15 protein-coding genes are annotated in these 13,632 nt (G+C 76.4%); 11 read left to right on the forward strand and 4 right to left on the reverse strand.

Annotation, left to right across the window (positions count from 1 at the left end; all coding sequences use genetic code 11):
* Nucleotides 1–83: 83 nt before the first annotated feature.
* The gene (locus tag BM165_RS08660; protein WP_075013160.1) at nt 84–524 is read left to right on the forward strand and encodes a heavy metal-responsive transcriptional regulator; all 441 of its coding nucleotides are present in this window, start codon (nt 84–86) and stop codon (nt 522–524) included.
* Nucleotides 525–643: 119 nt separating this feature from the next.
* Here the strand turns inward: BM165_RS08660 and BM165_RS08665 are convergent, their stop codons facing one another.
* Nucleotides 644–1,486 (reverse strand): MBL fold metallo-hydrolase, encoded by an 843-nt coding sequence (locus BM165_RS08665; RefSeq protein ID WP_075013161.1) that lies wholly within the window; start codon nt 1,484–1,486, stop codon nt 644–646.
* Nucleotides 1,487–2,133: 647 nt separating this feature from the next.
* Between BM165_RS08665 and BM165_RS08670 the strand changes: the two genes are divergently transcribed.
* From BM165_RS08670 to BM165_RS08690, 5 genes are read left to right on the forward strand one after another with little or no spacing between them, the layout of a single operon-like run.
* Nucleotides 2,134–2,628, forward strand: a complete 495-nt coding sequence (locus tag BM165_RS08670; protein ID WP_075013162.1) for a DUF2975 domain-containing protein — start codon at nt 2,134–2,136, stop codon at nt 2,626–2,628.
* Entirely contained in the window at nt 2,628–2,873 is a 246-nt protein-coding gene (locus BM165_RS08675) for a helix-turn-helix domain-containing protein (RefSeq protein WP_075013163.1), read from the forward strand. The genes BM165_RS08670 and BM165_RS08675 overlap by 1 nt, the downstream gene beginning before the upstream one ends.
* A complete protein-coding gene (locus BM165_RS08680) occupies nt 2,870–3,799 on the forward strand; it encodes an ABC transporter ATP-binding protein (RefSeq protein ID WP_075013164.1) in 930 nt (309 codons plus the stop codon). Before BM165_RS08675 ends, BM165_RS08680 begins: the two co-directional genes overlap by 4 nt.
* Nucleotides 3,796–4,587 (forward strand): hypothetical protein, encoded by a 792-nt coding sequence (locus BM165_RS08685; protein WP_075013165.1) that lies wholly within the window; start codon nt 3,796–3,798, stop codon nt 4,585–4,587. Before BM165_RS08680 ends, BM165_RS08685 begins: the two co-directional genes overlap by 4 nt.
* A complete protein-coding gene (locus BM165_RS08690; protein WP_143108093.1) occupies nt 4,584–5,720 on the forward strand; it encodes an NAD(P)/FAD-dependent oxidoreductase in 1,137 nt (378 codons plus the stop codon). Before BM165_RS08685 ends, BM165_RS08690 begins: the two co-directional genes overlap by 4 nt.
* Nucleotides 5,721–5,724: 4 nt before the next feature.
* Here BM165_RS08690 and BM165_RS08695 read toward each other — a convergent pair whose 3' ends face one another.
* From BM165_RS08695 to BM165_RS08705, 3 genes are read right to left on the reverse strand one after another with little or no spacing between them, the layout of a single operon-like run.
* Complete coding sequence (locus BM165_RS08695; protein WP_075013166.1) at nt 5,725–6,225, reverse strand: VOC family protein; 501 nt, start codon at nt 6,223–6,225, stop codon at nt 5,725–5,727.
* Nucleotides 6,222–6,584 carry a GNAT family N-acetyltransferase gene (locus tag BM165_RS08700; RefSeq protein WP_075013167.1) on the reverse strand — a complete coding sequence of 121 codons (363 nt, stop codon included), beginning with the start codon at nt 6,582–6,584 and terminating at the stop codon, nt 6,222–6,224. The genes BM165_RS08695 and BM165_RS08700 overlap by 4 nt, the downstream gene beginning before the upstream one ends.
* A gap of 58 nt (nt 6,585–6,642) precedes the next feature.
* Nucleotides 6,643–7,989 (reverse strand): cytochrome P450, encoded by a 1,347-nt coding sequence (locus BM165_RS08705; protein WP_075013168.1) that lies wholly within the window; start codon nt 7,987–7,989, stop codon nt 6,643–6,645.
* Nucleotides 7,990–8,409: 420 nt separating this feature from the next.
* Here BM165_RS08705 and BM165_RS08710 point away from each other — a divergent pair, with 420 nt between their 5' ends.
* From BM165_RS08710 to BM165_RS08730, 5 genes are all read left to right on the forward strand, one after another.
* Entirely contained in the window at nt 8,410–9,042 is a 633-nt protein-coding gene (locus tag BM165_RS08710; RefSeq protein ID WP_075013169.1) for a hypothetical protein, read from the forward strand.
* 114 nt (nt 9,043–9,156) lie between these two features.
* A complete protein-coding gene (locus BM165_RS08715; protein ID WP_208976695.1) occupies nt 9,157–9,432 on the forward strand; it encodes a toxin-antitoxin system YwqK family antitoxin in 276 nt (91 codons plus the stop codon).
* Between the two features lie 262 nt (nt 9,433–9,694).
* Nucleotides 9,695–9,928 carry a hypothetical protein gene (locus BM165_RS24720; protein WP_075013170.1) on the forward strand — a complete coding sequence of 78 codons (234 nt, stop codon included), beginning with the start codon at nt 9,695–9,697 and terminating at the stop codon, nt 9,926–9,928.
* On the forward strand, nt 9,925–10,872 hold the full coding sequence (locus BM165_RS08725; RefSeq protein WP_075013470.1) for a hypothetical protein: 948 nt from the start codon (nt 9,925–9,927) through the stop codon (nt 10,870–10,872). The genes BM165_RS24720 and BM165_RS08725 overlap by 4 nt, the downstream gene beginning before the upstream one ends.
* A 48-nt stretch (nt 10,873–10,920) precedes the next feature.
* Nucleotides 10,921–13,623 carry a putative bifunctional diguanylate cyclase/phosphodiesterase gene (locus BM165_RS08730; protein WP_075013171.1) on the forward strand — a complete coding sequence of 901 codons (2,703 nt, stop codon included), beginning with the start codon at nt 10,921–10,923 and terminating at the stop codon, nt 13,621–13,623.
* Nucleotides 13,624–13,632 lie beyond the last annotated feature (9 nt).

A 13,632-nucleotide genomic window follows, 5' to 3' on the forward strand; every position in this document is an offset into this window, starting at 1 on the left:
TGAACGGAGGGTGGGGCCGGTCACGGATTCATGGTCGCCGCAGGTTGACCTTGGACCGCACTCCCAGGTCTAGCGTCCGCCGCATGACCACCACGCAGCGCCGGGGACTCCGTGTGGCCGAGCTGGCCGCCGCCGTCGGCGTGGCACCGGACACCGTCCGCTACTACGAGCGCACCGGTCTCCTGCACCCGCCGTCGCGCACTCCGGCGGGGTACCGGACGTATGGCGACGACGCCGTCGAACGGCTGCGGTTCATCCAGGGCGCCCAGCGGCTCGGCCTGCGCCTCGCCGACATCCGCGCTCTCCTCGCCGTCCGGGACACCGGGACGTGTCCGTGCGAGCCGGCCGAGGACCTGCTGCGCCGTCGACTGGCCGAGGTCGACGCGGAGATCGCGCGGCTGGTCGCCCTCCGGGCGGAGATGGCGGCCATGGCCGATGCGCTGCCCTCCGCCGACTGTCCGCCGCCGAGCCCCGGCGTGTGGTGCCCACCAGCGGGAGGAGGTGATCCCACGTGCGCGAGATGACGTCCGACTGCGACTGCGACGAGACCTGCGACTGCGGCTGCTGCTGATCCGCGGGGTCGGCTGACGTGTCACCGCCGGGCCCGGGACCGGCGGACGCACGACAGCGGCCGGGCGGATCGCTATCCCCGGGTCCCGTCGCGCCCGCTCCTCCGGGCCAGGCTCTCGGCCTGCCCGTCGTGCAGGTCGCCCACCCACTCCCAGCCGGGCCTGGCCGAGGGGCCGATGCGCGGATCGTCGGGTGTCCGGCCGTCCCGCAGGGCCTCCACGTACGCGCGGTCCAGCGTGATCCGTGCGTGCACCTGACCGGCTCCGCCGACGGACCCGTGGCCGGGGACGACGACGTCGACGTCGCCCGCCACGCCCTCGAGCACCTCCAGTCCGACGAGGTAGTCCTCCACCGGGTCGCTGGTGCCGTCCACGTCCGGATCGTCGAGCATCGGGATCAGGACGTCGGAGAGCATGTCGCCGGCGACGAGGACCCTGCGTTCGGCGATCAGCAGCGCCGCGTGGCCCGGGGCGTGCGCCGGGTGCTCGATGATCCGGACTCGAGGGCCGTCCCAGGGGATCTCGGCTGTTCCGGCGGGCAGACCGGTGACGAGGCCGAACGAGTCCAGCGGGACCTCCTCGGCGATCTCCGGCGGCAGCCCCTCGACGACGCGGGCCCTCCAGTCCGCCTCCGACAGCAGATCTCGCACGGAGTCCGCACAGCGGGCCGTGCCGTGACGGGGCGCGTCGCCGAGGGCGGCGTGCCAGAGCACGTGGTCCCAGTCGGGATGCGTCGCGAAGCCCGCCACGACGTGCTGGCCCAGAGCGGACAGGTCGCTCGCGAGGCAGGCCATCTCGTCGTTCGTGATCCCGGGGTCGACGAGCAGCACGCCGGTCCGGCCGCGCACGACGACGGTGTTGTTCTGGAGCAGCTCGCTCCGGTGGACCTGCACGCCCTCCGCCACCTGTGTCAGCACGGGCAGCTCCTTCCGCTCGTGTCCGGCGACCGCTCGTCGGGACCGTAGTGCGTCCCCGCGACGTGATCACCGGACGAGCCGGCCCGGCGGCGGGCGTCGGTCGTCCTGCCGCGGTGTCCCGCGCCCGACCGGGTGGCCGTGACCCGTCGCGCCCGTCGCCGGGGCTACGCCGTCTCGACGTGGGTGGCGGCCTCCGCGCGCAGGCGCAGGACGTCGCGGAGGTAGGCCTGCACCTGCTCGCGGCGCATGGTCGCGAACGTGGCGCGGTGGCTCCCGCCGTCGAGGGCCCGCTGGAGCAGCCACCGGAGGGCCAGCAGGAACTCCTGCGCCGGAGCCGCCAGCGGCCGGTCGACGAGGTCGGCGACGTGCCGGTCCAGCGGAGGCTACTCGGCCCCCAGCGCCGTCACCAGGCGCTGCGGCAGGCCGTTCGGCGACAGGGCGAGGGCGTCGGCGACCCGGTCGAGCTGGCCGGCGATCCGGAGGAACGGCGTGTCCTGACCCATGGGCACCACCCTGGCGCTCCGGGGATACTTACGGAACCTCAAGGTTCAGCTGTGGCACACGACACACCAGGGGCGGGTGGCACGGCGGATCACTCCACCGCGTGGTCGATTGACATTCGATAGATGTCACGCGAGAGTCGATGCATGTCGCTGGTGCGCCGCGTGGTGCTGCCCCTCCGGGTCCTGCTGGTGTCGGTGTTCGCGGCCCTGGTGGCCGCCCAGGTGTGGGCCGTGCCGCGGATGGTCCCGGACATCGCCGGCCCGTCCCTCGAGCAGTCGGTCGTGCAGGCGGTGATGCTGGCGGCGTCGGTGCTGGCGCTGCTGTGCGTCCAGGCCGTCATCGCCTGCACCTGGCAGCTGCTGACGCTCGTCACGCACGACCGCATCTTCAGCGCCGACGCCCTGCCGTGGGTGAACGCCATCGTGGCGGCGATGGCCACCGGCTGGGTGATGCTCCTGGGCACCTTCGTCTGCTCCTACTACTTCATCGTCGACGAGGTCAGCGACGACGCCGCGCTGACGGCGATCCTGCTGGTGCTGCTGCTCGTCGGCGCCGTGGTGGGGCTCCTCATGGTGGTCATGCGGGCCCTCCTGCGGCAGGCCACGTCGCTGCGCACCGACCTGGAGTCGGTCATCTGATGCCGATCGTCGTCCGCATCGACGTCGAGCTCGCCCGCCGCAAGATGAGCGTCGGGGAGTTCGCCGAGCGCGTCGGGCTCACCCCGGCGAACGTGGCCGTGCTCAAGAACGGCCGGGCCAAGGCCGTCCGGTTCAGCACGCTGGAGGCCATGTGCCGGGTGCTGGACTGCCAGCCCGGCGACCTGCTCGAGTGGGTCCCCGACGAGCAGGACGCGCCGCACGCCCCGCAGGAGGCGCACCGGTGATCGCCGTCCGGGGTCTCACCAAGCGCTACGGCACGGTCCTGGCCGTCGACGACCTGACCTTCGACGTCGAGCCGGGGAAGGTCACCGGCTTCCTCGGACCCAACGGGGCCGGCAAGTCCACGACGATGCGGGCGGTGCTCGGCCTGGACCGCCCGACGGCGGGGACGGCGCTGGTCAACGGGCGCCCCTACGCGGCGCTGGACGAGCCGCTGCGCGAGGTCGGCGCGCTGCTCGACCCCGGCGCCGTCCACCCCGGCCGCACCGGACGTGCCCACCTGCGCATCGCCGCCCGCACCAACGGCCTGCCGCTGCGCCGCGTCGACGAGGTGGTCGAGCAGGCCGGCCTGGGCGCCGCCGCGCGCCGCCGCATCGGCGGCTACTCGCTCGGGATGCGGCAGCGCCTCGGCATCGCGGCGGCGCTGCTCGGCGACCCCGGGGTCCTGCTCTTCGACGAGCCGGTCAACGGGCTCGACCTCGACGGCGTCCGCTGGATCCGCGGGCTGCTGCGCCGGCTCGCCGACGAGGGCCGCACCGTCCTCGTCTCCAGCCACCTGCTCAGCGAGGTCGAGCAGACCGCCGAGCGGCTCGTCGTCGTCGGGCGCGGCCGCCTCGTCGCCGACACGACGACCGAGGAGCTGCTGCGCGGCCTCGGGGGCCGCCGAGTCCGCGTCCGGTGCGTCCGGCCCGACCTGCTCGCCCCCGCACTCCGGCGGCGCGGGGCCACCGTCGAGGAGGTCGGGGACGCCGAGCTGCAGGTGCAGGGCCTGTCCGCCGAGGACGTCGGCGAGGTCGCCGACTCCGTGCGCGTCCCGCTGCACCACCTCTCCGACGTCCAGCAGTCCCTCGAGGAGGCCTACCTGGCGCTCACCGCCGGCAGCGTGGAGTTCGCCGGGCAGGACCCGGTCCCGACCGGAGCGGACCGGTGACGGCGACCCGGACGGCCGGTGCCGCCCGCGTGCCGCTCCCGCGCCTCCTCGCCCGCACCTGCGCGGCGGAGTGGACGCGGCTGTGGACGGTCCGGACGAGCTGGTGGTTCCTGCTGGCGGCCGCGGTCGTGCTCGTCGGCCTCGGGACCGTCGCCGGCGTCGAGTCGGCGGGGGACCCGGCGCAGTCCGGCGGGGACCCGGTCTGGGCAGGCGTGACCGTGTTCGTCATGCCGGCCCAGTTCGCGCTGTTCGGCCTGGCGCTGACCGCGGTCACCTCCGACCACGCCACCGGCGGCATCGTCCCCGCCCTGCAGTGGACGCCCCGCCGCGGCGTCCTCCTCCTCGCCCGCGCGGGGGTCGCGGTCGCGACGGCGACGGCGGCCGGGGTCGTGCTCGTCCTGGCCTCCGCCCTGGCGGCGCACACGGCGCACCCGGACCTCACGCTGCCGGTGGGCGAGGGCCTCGACGCGCTCGGCACCGTCGCCCTGGTCGTGGCGGCCGGCGCCGCGCTCGGGGCGGGGCTCGGGTTCCTCCTGCGCAGCACCGCGGGGGCGCTCGTCGCGGTCTTCCTGCTGGTGCTGGTCCTGCCGCTCGTCCTGCCGCAGTTCGGCCTCGCGTGGGCCACCTCCGTCGCCGAGGCGCTGCCCGGCTCCGGGGCGGCGTACCTGCTCTTCGGCGGCGAGCTCCCGGGCATGTCCCGGGCGTCGTCGGTGACGGTGCTGCTCGCGTGGGCCGCCGGCGCCCTCCTGCTCGGCTGGCTCCGGCTGTCCCGCTCGGACGTCCGGTGAACGCCGACGTCCTCGTCGTGGGCGCCGGCCTGGCCGGGCTGCACACCGCCACCCAGCTCGCCCGGCGGGGCCACGACGTCCTGCTGGCCGACCGCCGGACCACGCTCACCGGCGCCATCCGCACCACCGGGATCTTCGTCCGCAAGACCCTCGACGACTTCCCGCTGCCCGCCGAGCACCTCGGCCCGCCCATCCGGCGCACGGTGCTCTACCCGCCGCGGCTCGACCGCCCGGTCGTCCTCGACAGCGACCGCGACGAGTACCGCGTCGGCGACATGGGGCCGCTGTACGCGGCCGCCGCCCGCACCGCCGCCGACGCCGGCGTGCGGATCGCCCTGGGCACCCGGTACGCCGGCCGCCGCGACGGCGTCAGCCTGCTCAGCGGCCCGGACGGGCCGCTGGGCGTGCGGGCCCGCTTCGTCGTCGGCGCCGACGGCACCCGCTCCCGGGTGGCCCGCGACCTCGGCCTCGACCGCAACACCCGTCTGCTCGTCGGCGCGGAGGAGGTCTTCGCGGTGCCGGGCGTCGACGGCCCGCCGGCCTTCCACTGCGTGCTCGACCCCTCGCTGGCGCCCGGCTACCTGGCGTGGGTCGTCAACGACGGCGAGCACGCGCACGTCGGCGTCGCCGGCTACGCCGACCGCTTCCCCGACGGGCTGCGCCGCGCCGTCCGGCGGTTCCGCGCCGCCGCGCCCGGGCTGCCCGCCGGCGATCCGCCCGAGGACGTCGAGCTGCGCGGCGGCCCCATCCCCGTCGGCGGGCTGCTGCGCCGGATCGCCTGCGCCGACGGGCTGCTCGTGGGCGACGCGGCGGGCGCGGTCTCCCCGCTCACCGCCGGCGGCCTCGACCCCTGCCTGCGGCTGTCCGACCACGCCGCCGACGTCCTCGACGAGGCCCTGCGCACCGGCCGGCCCGACGTGCTCGCGCACTACGACGGCGCGGCGCTGCGCACCTCGTTCCGGGGGCGGCTGGCGCTGCGCCGGGGCCTGGCGCAGGTGCGCACGCCTGCCATGGCGACCGCGGCCTTCGCGCTGCTGCGCACGCCGCCGGGGCGTGCCGCGGCCCGGCACGTCCTGTTCGGCGACCGGTCCTTCCCCGACGCCGTCCGGGTCCCCGCGCCCGCGGTGGTCTGAGCGGTCAGAGCACCGTGGAGCCGTACATCTCGCCGAGGGGGTCGGCGATGAGCTCGATGCGGGCGCCGTCGGGGTCGCGGAAGTAGACCGAGACGCCGCTGTGCACCTCGTGCGGCACGCCGGCGTCGGTGAGCCGCCGCACCAGCTCCTGCCAGCGCTCCGGCTCGACGCTGATCGCCATGTGGTGCAGGCCGCCGAGCACCTCGGCGTAGGGGCCGAGGTCGAGGCCGGGGAAGTCGAAGTAGGCCAGCAGGTTGCCGTGGCCGATGTCGAAGAAGAAGTGCGAGGAGCCGGGGTAGTCGCGGTTCTCGACCAGCTCGGTCAGCGGGAAGCCGAGCACGTCCTGGACGAACCGGACGGTGCGCTCGACGTCGCTGCTGATGAGGGCGGTGTGGTGCAGGCCGCGGGCGGTGGAGGCCGGCCGCTCGCCGGCCGGCCTGAGGTGCGCGGCGCGGATGCGGTCGCGCTCGGCCGCGAGGGCCGTCAGGTCGCGGGTCTCGGTCATCGCGCGGGTTCCCTCGGGTCGGGCGCGGGCCGGTCGCCGGCCGCGGGCAGGTGGAACTGCGCCCGGCGCCCGGCCGGGACGAGGTCGAGGTACTCGGGGTGGCGGGCGATCCAGGCGCGGATGAACGGGCAGTACGGGAGCACCTGCGCCCCGGACTCGCGGGTGGCGTCCAGTGCCCGGCGGGCGAGCACCGAGCCCAGCCCGCGGCCCTCGTACGCCGGCTCGATCACCGTGTGGGTGAACGACACCGACGTCGGCGTCCGCCGGTACTCGGCGAACCCGGCGACCTCGCCGTCCACGAGCACCTCGAAGCGGCTCCGGGCGACGTCGTCGACGACCTGTGCTGCGCTGCCGGACACGGGGACCTCCGCTCGTCGGGCCGATGGTCGCGCAGATCGCGCCGCCGCGGGAGGGGCCTCAGGCGGAGACGTGCGGGACCGCCGGCGCGGCCGGGCCGAGCGTCACCGGCAGGGAGGCGTGGCCGCGCAGGATGATCGTGCCGCGACGGCGCGCCGGGCCGGCCGGAGCGAGGTGCCGGAAGCGCTCGAACAGCGCCTGCAGCGCGACCTCGCCCTCCATGCGCGCCAGGGCCGCGCCCAGGCAGAAGTGGATGCCGCTGGAGAAGGCGACGTGGTCGCGGGCGTTGGCCCGCGTGACGTCGAAGACGGACGGGTCGGGGAACACCAGCGGGTCGCGGTTGGCCGCGGCCAGCACGAGGATCACCATGTCGCCGCGGCGCACCGGGACGCCGGCCACGGTGGTGTCCCGCAGCGCGCGCCGGCCGGTCCGCTGCACCGGCGACTCGACCCGCAGGACCTCGTCGACGACGTTGGGCCACAGCGACGGGTCCCCGGCGAGCAGCCGGCGCTGGTCGGGGGAGGCGAACAGCCGCTCGGCGCCGTTGCCGATGAGGTTCACCGTCGTCTCGAACCCGGCGCCGAACACCAGCAGCGCGGTGGACAGCAGCTCCTGCTCGGTGAGGCCGTCCTCGTCCTCGGCGGCAGCGGTGACCAGCGCGGACAGCAGGTCGTCCCCGGGCTCGCGGCGCAGCCGCCGCAGGTGGCCGCGGAACCACGCGTCGAGCTCGCCGAGGCTGCGCTCGACGCTGCGGTGCGTGCGCCAGTCCAGGCCCATGTCGAGGCTGGGCGTGGCGGCGTCGCCCCAGGCGAGGAACTGCTCGCGCATCGACACCGGGACGCCGAGCACCTCCGAGATGACCGTGACCGGCAGCAGGCTCGCGTAGCGGGCGACGAGGTCGACCCGCCCGCCGGAGGCGGCCGCCTCGCGCTCGAGGTCGTCGAGCAGCTCGTCGGCGATCGCCCGGGTGCGCTCGCGCAGCCGCGCGACGGCGCGGGCGCTGAACGCGCGGCTGACCAGCCGGCGGTAGCGGGCGTGCTCCGGCGGGTCGACGGCGAGCATCGACGGCGGGTCGATCGGCCCGACGCTCGGGCGCGGGCCGGCCAGCCGGAGCGCCGTCCGCAGCACCGGCGGCAGGCCCTCGGCGCGGGCGCCGCCGATCTGGCCGAAGTCGGGGCTGCGCAGCACCTCGGTGCAGACGGCGTGGTGGACGCTGATCTTCGAGAACGCGCCGCCGACCAGCGGCCGGGACGAGCGCAGCCGCTCGTAGTGCGCGAACGGGTCCTCCCGGACGGCGGGGTCGCGCAGCACCTCGGCGTCGGGGTTGCCGGCGCGGGCCCGGGCGCGGATCGCCAGTCGCATCACCCCGTGCGTCGCGGCCCAGCGGACCGCACTGCGCGCTGCCATCCCGTCGTCCTCCTCGCCGTCCCCGGCACCGGTACCGCTCGGTACGGCCGGGCACCGCCATCCTGCGCACGGCCCGCCCGCCCGTCCACCCCGGGGACCGGACGGGTCGGTCCTGCGTGCCGTCCGTCCTCCCGCCGGACGCGCCGGGGCGTTGAGCCGAAACCGGGTCGCCGTCCGGGTTCGGCACATCCCCACGCTCGCGGGCGCACGGAACGGTCGACATGTGGGCGGTTGGAGAAGCCGGTCACCGGCTCGGCGGATGGCCTTCGCAACGATCCGGGAACGCCGTGTACCGGAGGTGTCGCACGGCGGCGTCGCGCGGGTCGCGCAGCCCTACCTTTCTGCCATCCGCACCGCCCTTCCCCGGCGGTCCGGTCGCCGTCGCACTTCCCCTCGACGGCCCCATGGACGGGACGAACGGTGGGCACGGTGGTTCTGCGCAGCAGTGAGGTCCGGCTCGACGGCGAGGCACGTCTGGGCTGGTGGTTGGTGAGCGAGGACGGGTCGGGCCCCGGCCTGCCGGTGGAGGGTCCCTTCCCGGACCGCGCCGGTGCGGCGTGGGCCGCGGCCGGGCACGAGGCGGACCCGGGCTGCAGCCTGCGCCCCGTGTACGGGCTGCGCCGGCCCGACGGCGGGCTGCACCGCCGGCCCTCGCCGCAGGAGCTGGCGTGGCTGGCGCACCTCGGCGACCAGCTCGACCGGCTCCCCGATGACTGGGACGCCGCCCTCGACGCCGAGGACCCGCTGGCCACCCTGGTCGTCGAGGTCGCGGCGGCGCTCACCGAGGCCGGCCTCCCGCTGTGGGACGCCGCCGGCGCCGGCAGCGCGCTCGGCGGCGCGTGCCTGAGCGCCGAGCCCGGCCTCGACGGCGTCGTCGTCGGCTGGCGTCAGCACGACCGGATGAGCGTCGAGCAGGTGCACGGCCTGGTCGCCGACATCTCCATCCAGGCCGTCATGAACCGCGCGCTGGCCGACGTGCTGTGGCTGCGCGGCCTCGACGTCACGCCGCTCGGCGGCGAGGCCGGCGGGCACGTCGTCCGCTACGCCGAGTAGGAGGAGGACCTCCCCGCGGGGAGGCCGTCCCGCACGTCCCCAGGGACGCCGTCGACCCCGACGGCGTCCCTGTGGCGTTCCCGGGGGCGGTACCCCGTGGCAGGTTCAGCGCGCATGCCCGAGGCCGCGCTCCCCGGCGACGGGATCCACGGCGACGGGATCCACGGCGACGGGATCCACGGCGACGGGATCCACGAGGAGCGGCACCGCGACGGGTCGCTGCGCGCCCGCGGTCCCGTCGAGGGCGGACAGCCGCACGGCTACCGGGAGTGGTTCCGGCTCGACGGCACCCTGCTGCGCTCGGGCACCTCCGACGCCGGCCGGCAGACCGGCGGGTGGACGACGTACGACCGGTCCGGCGCGCCGTACAGGACCACCTCCCTCGGCTGACCGCCGACACGCCGCGGCGGCAGGGCCGTCCGGCGTGACCACGCGCCTCCCGCGGCCCGCCACGCGGGGACGCTGACCGCGAATCGACATGACGGCGACCGCAGGAGCCGGTGACCGGCCCCTGACCAGGGCGGACACAACGATCGCATGACGCCGCCGCCGCGGGTGCCGCGAACCGGCCGGATCGCGGCCCGCCAGACCCGATGCTCTGCACGTCCCCGGCACTTCCCCGGCCGGGACGTCCGTACGGGAGGAACCCACCGTGAGCGCGCCCGCACCACCGGCACCGTCCCTGCACACCCCGCTCGCCACCGACGACGGGCTGGGCATCGCCGACCTCCTCGACCTGCTCGGCCTCGAGCCCTCCGCCGACGTCCGCGACGACGAGCCCGCCGCCGTCCTCCGGCCGGCCGACGCCGTCGCCGTCGTCCGGGGCTGGGTCCGCCGCGCCGCCGACTGGGGCTCCGGCCCCCAGCGCTCCTGGTGCGCCTGGTGACCGCGCCGGTCCTCCTCTGGCCCGTGGTCGCGGTGGTCGGCTTCGTCGCGGCGGCCGCCCTGGTCGTCGTGCTCGGCCGGGCCTCGACCGCCCGCTACGAGTTCGAGCGCAACCGGGTCCGGGCGCAGCAGCAGGCGCCCGCCCCCGTCCCCGCCGACGCCGGCGCGCCGGCGGGCGGCGACCTCGCCCGGGCGCGCGCCGACGTCCCGGTGCCGGGCACCGTCCCCGCGGACGGCCCGTCCGCCGCCGCGCCCGCGGCCCGTGCCGCCGTCGGCCTGGCGCCGCACCCGGCTCCCGCCCCGACCGCGCACCCCGCGGGCCGGCGGATCGCCGACGCCGGCGCGCCGGCCGCCTGGTACCTCGTCGACGGGGAGGGCGACCGCTCGGCCCCGGCTGCGCTCGCGGGCCCCTTCGGCGACCGGGTCGAGGCCGAGTGGGTGGCCCTGGCCTGCGGGATCGAGGAGGACGCCCGGGCCGTCCACGGCACCCTCCGCGAGGACGGCACCGTCGCCCGGCGCCCCTCGGCCCAGGACCGGGCCTGGCTGGCCCAGCTCGGCGAGCAGCTCGACCGGCTCGCCGACGACTGGGACGAGCTGCTCACCGACGAGGACGCGCTCACCACGCTGGCGGTCGAGGTGACCGCGGCGCTGGTCGAGGCCGGTCTGCCGCTGCACGACTGCGGCGCGGCCGAGGGCGGGGCGCCGTCGGGCGGGGTCTGCCTGACCCCGGAGCCGCTGCACGGCGGCATCCTGGTCAGCTGGCGCCAGCACGACCGGATGAGCGTCCAGCAGGTGCGCGGCGCCGCGCTCGACACCGCCGTGCAGCGGACGATGAACGAGACCCTGCAGACCCTGCTCGTGCAGTTCGGCTTCGTGGTCCAGGGGTTCGGCGACGCCGGCTGCTCCCTGGTCACCGCGATCCGCACTCACCCCTCGGCGGGATAGCGGTGCCGAGCGGTCAAGGTCGCCGCGGGGCGGGCCGACGGAACGGTCATGACGGCTGACCCCACGACCCGGACGAAGCGGCGCGGCGTCGCACTGTGGTGGTACCTCACCGCCCTCGTCGCCGTCCCGCTGGTCGGGGTGGGCGTCCTGGCCACGCTCGTCGTCGTCACGCGGGGTGCCCAGGTCGGCAGCGCCGCCCGCGCGGAGGACGCGATCCGCACGGTGGCCCAGCTCGACGCCGTCCGCGCGGCCGCCGAGCAGGAGATCCTGCCCGCGCTGGCGCTGGCGGTGATCGACGACCCGGCGGCCGCCGACGAGCTCGGCGTCTCGCCGGTCGTGCTGGGTGGGGCGCGCGGCATCGCGCTGGCCACCGTCACCGACGCCCGGGCCGTCACCGACGGGGCCCTGGCCGCGGTCCCCGCCGGCTCCCTCGGCGCCGACGTCGCCGCGCGGGTGGGCGAGACGCTGTCCCGGCTGCGCACGCGCATCGACGCGGGGGAGCTGGGTCTCAACCGGATGTACCTGGGCTACATGGGCGTCTCCAACGAGGTGATGACCGCCGAGCGGGCCGCCGCCTCGGCCGCCGTCTCCGAGGGCGTGCCGGCCCGGACGGTGCGCGCCGTCCAGGACGTGCAGACCGTCGCCCAGCTGGCACAGGACGCCGCCCGGCAGATGCCGCTGTACCTCGGCTCCCTGTTCGCCACCGACAACACCCTGATCGGGGCGCGGCTGGCGTGGGAGACCGGCTGGCTGTCCTACACCGACGCCAAGCGGCAGATGGGGGAGCTGTCGCAGGAGTCCCTGCGCGCCGCCTGGGAGCGGGTGGAGCGGTCGGAGCTGATGGCCGAGATGGACGCCCTGCTCACCCCCTCCGACGACCCGGTCGTGTTCGTCACCGACATCGACCGGATGACCGACGTCCTCTTCCGCAGCAGCGACCGCGACGCGATGCTCGGGGAGCTGGTCGACACCGCCGTCGACAGCGTGCTCTCGCTGGCCGCCGCCGACCGGGAGGAGGCTGCCGACGACCTGCGCAGCACCCTCGCCCTCGGGATCGGGCTGCTGGCGGCGTCCGCGCTGGGCGCCTGGTGGCTGGGCCGCACGGTGGCCCGCTCGCTGGGCCTGCTCGCCGGCCAGGCCACCCAGATCAGCCGCGGTGAGCTGGTGGAGGTGGAGGTCCTCGGGCCGCGGGAGGTCCGCACCGTGTCCGCCGCGCTCGGGGAGGCCGTCGGGGGGCTGCGCCGGATCCAGGACCAGGCGCAGGCCGTCGCCCGCGGCGACCTCGGCGACGCCCTGCTCGAGCAGCCGCTGCCCGGCCCGCTCGGCGAGGTCGTGCACGCCTCCATCCGGCAGATCGTGACCTCGGTCCGCCAGCGCGAGGACCTGCAGTTCGCCCTCGCGCACCAGGCCACGCACGACCCGCTCACCGAGCTGCCCAACCGGACGCAGGCCCTGACGCTGGTCACCTCCGCGCTGCACCGCGCCCGCCGGTCGGGCGCCATGACCGGTCTGCTGTTCGTCGACCTCGACGGCTTCAAGGCGGTCAACGACGGGCACGGCCACGCCGCCGGTGACACGGTGCTGCGCGAGGTCGCCGCCCGCCTGCGGTCCCTGGTGCGCCCGGGCGACGTCGTCTGCCGCCTGGGCGGGGACGAGTTCGTCGTCCTGGTCGAGCCCGTCCGCGCCGAGCGCGACCTCATGGACCTCGCCCACCGGCTCATCGCCGGCATCGGTGAGCCCGTCGACGTCCCCGGTGGGCGGGTGCGGGTCGGCGCCAGCATCGGGGTCGCGGTCGGCCGGGACGGCGGCGCGGACGCCGACGTGCTCTTCGCCGAGGCCGGGACCGCGGCCTCCCGCGCCAAGCAGCACGGCCGCGGCCGCGCCGAGATCTTCGACGAGACGCTGCGCCGCCAGCTGGCCGCGCGCGCCGAGACCGAGGCGGCGATCGCCGCGGCGCTCGACGGCGGCGGGATGCGGCTGGTCTACCAGCCGGTCGTCGACGTCGCCGGCGGGCGGCTGCACGGCTTCGAGGCGCTGCTGCGGTGGGAGCGCGACGGCGTCCCCGTCCCGCCCGACCAGTTCATCCCCGTCGCCGAGGCGTCCTCGCTCATCTGCGACGTGGACCGGTGGGTGCTGCACGAGGCGACCCGCCAGCTCGCCGCCTGGCGGGCGCGGACGACCCCGCCGCCCGGGGCGCCGGAGCCGACCATGGCGGTCAACGTGTCGGGCCGGCACCTGACCGACCGCCGGGTCGTGGCCGACGTGGCCGGGGCGCTGGCCGCCTCCGGGCTGCCGCCGCACCTGCTCGTCCTCGAGGTCACCGAGACCGTCCTCGTCGACGATCCGGTCGCCCTGACCCACCTCGCGGAGCTGCGGGCGCTGGGGGTGGCGATCGCGATCGACGACTTCGGCACCGGCTACACCTCCATCGGGCAGCTGCGGCAGATGCCGGTCGACACCCTCAAGATCGACCGCAGTTTCGTCACGTCACCGGACCCGGGTCAGCGGGAGCTGGTGGCGCTGGTCATCCGGGCCGCGCACACCTTCGGGCTGGACGTGGTGGCCGAGGGGGTGGAGGAGCCCGAGCAGCTCGAGCGCCTGCGCGAGCAGGGGTGCGACCACGCACAGGGCTACCTCCTCCACCGTCCGCTGCCGGCGGAGGCGGCCGGGGCCCTGCTGCGGCCGGCGACCCCGCCCGCGCTCCCGGCGCCGCGGCCGGCCGGGACGCCGCAGGCCGCGGCCACGTCCTGAGCCGACGGG

This window comes from Geodermatophilus obscurus, from assembly GCF_900115395.1.
Classification (GTDB): domain Bacteria; phylum Actinomycetota; class Actinomycetes; order Mycobacteriales; family Geodermatophilaceae; genus Geodermatophilus; species Geodermatophilus obscurus_B.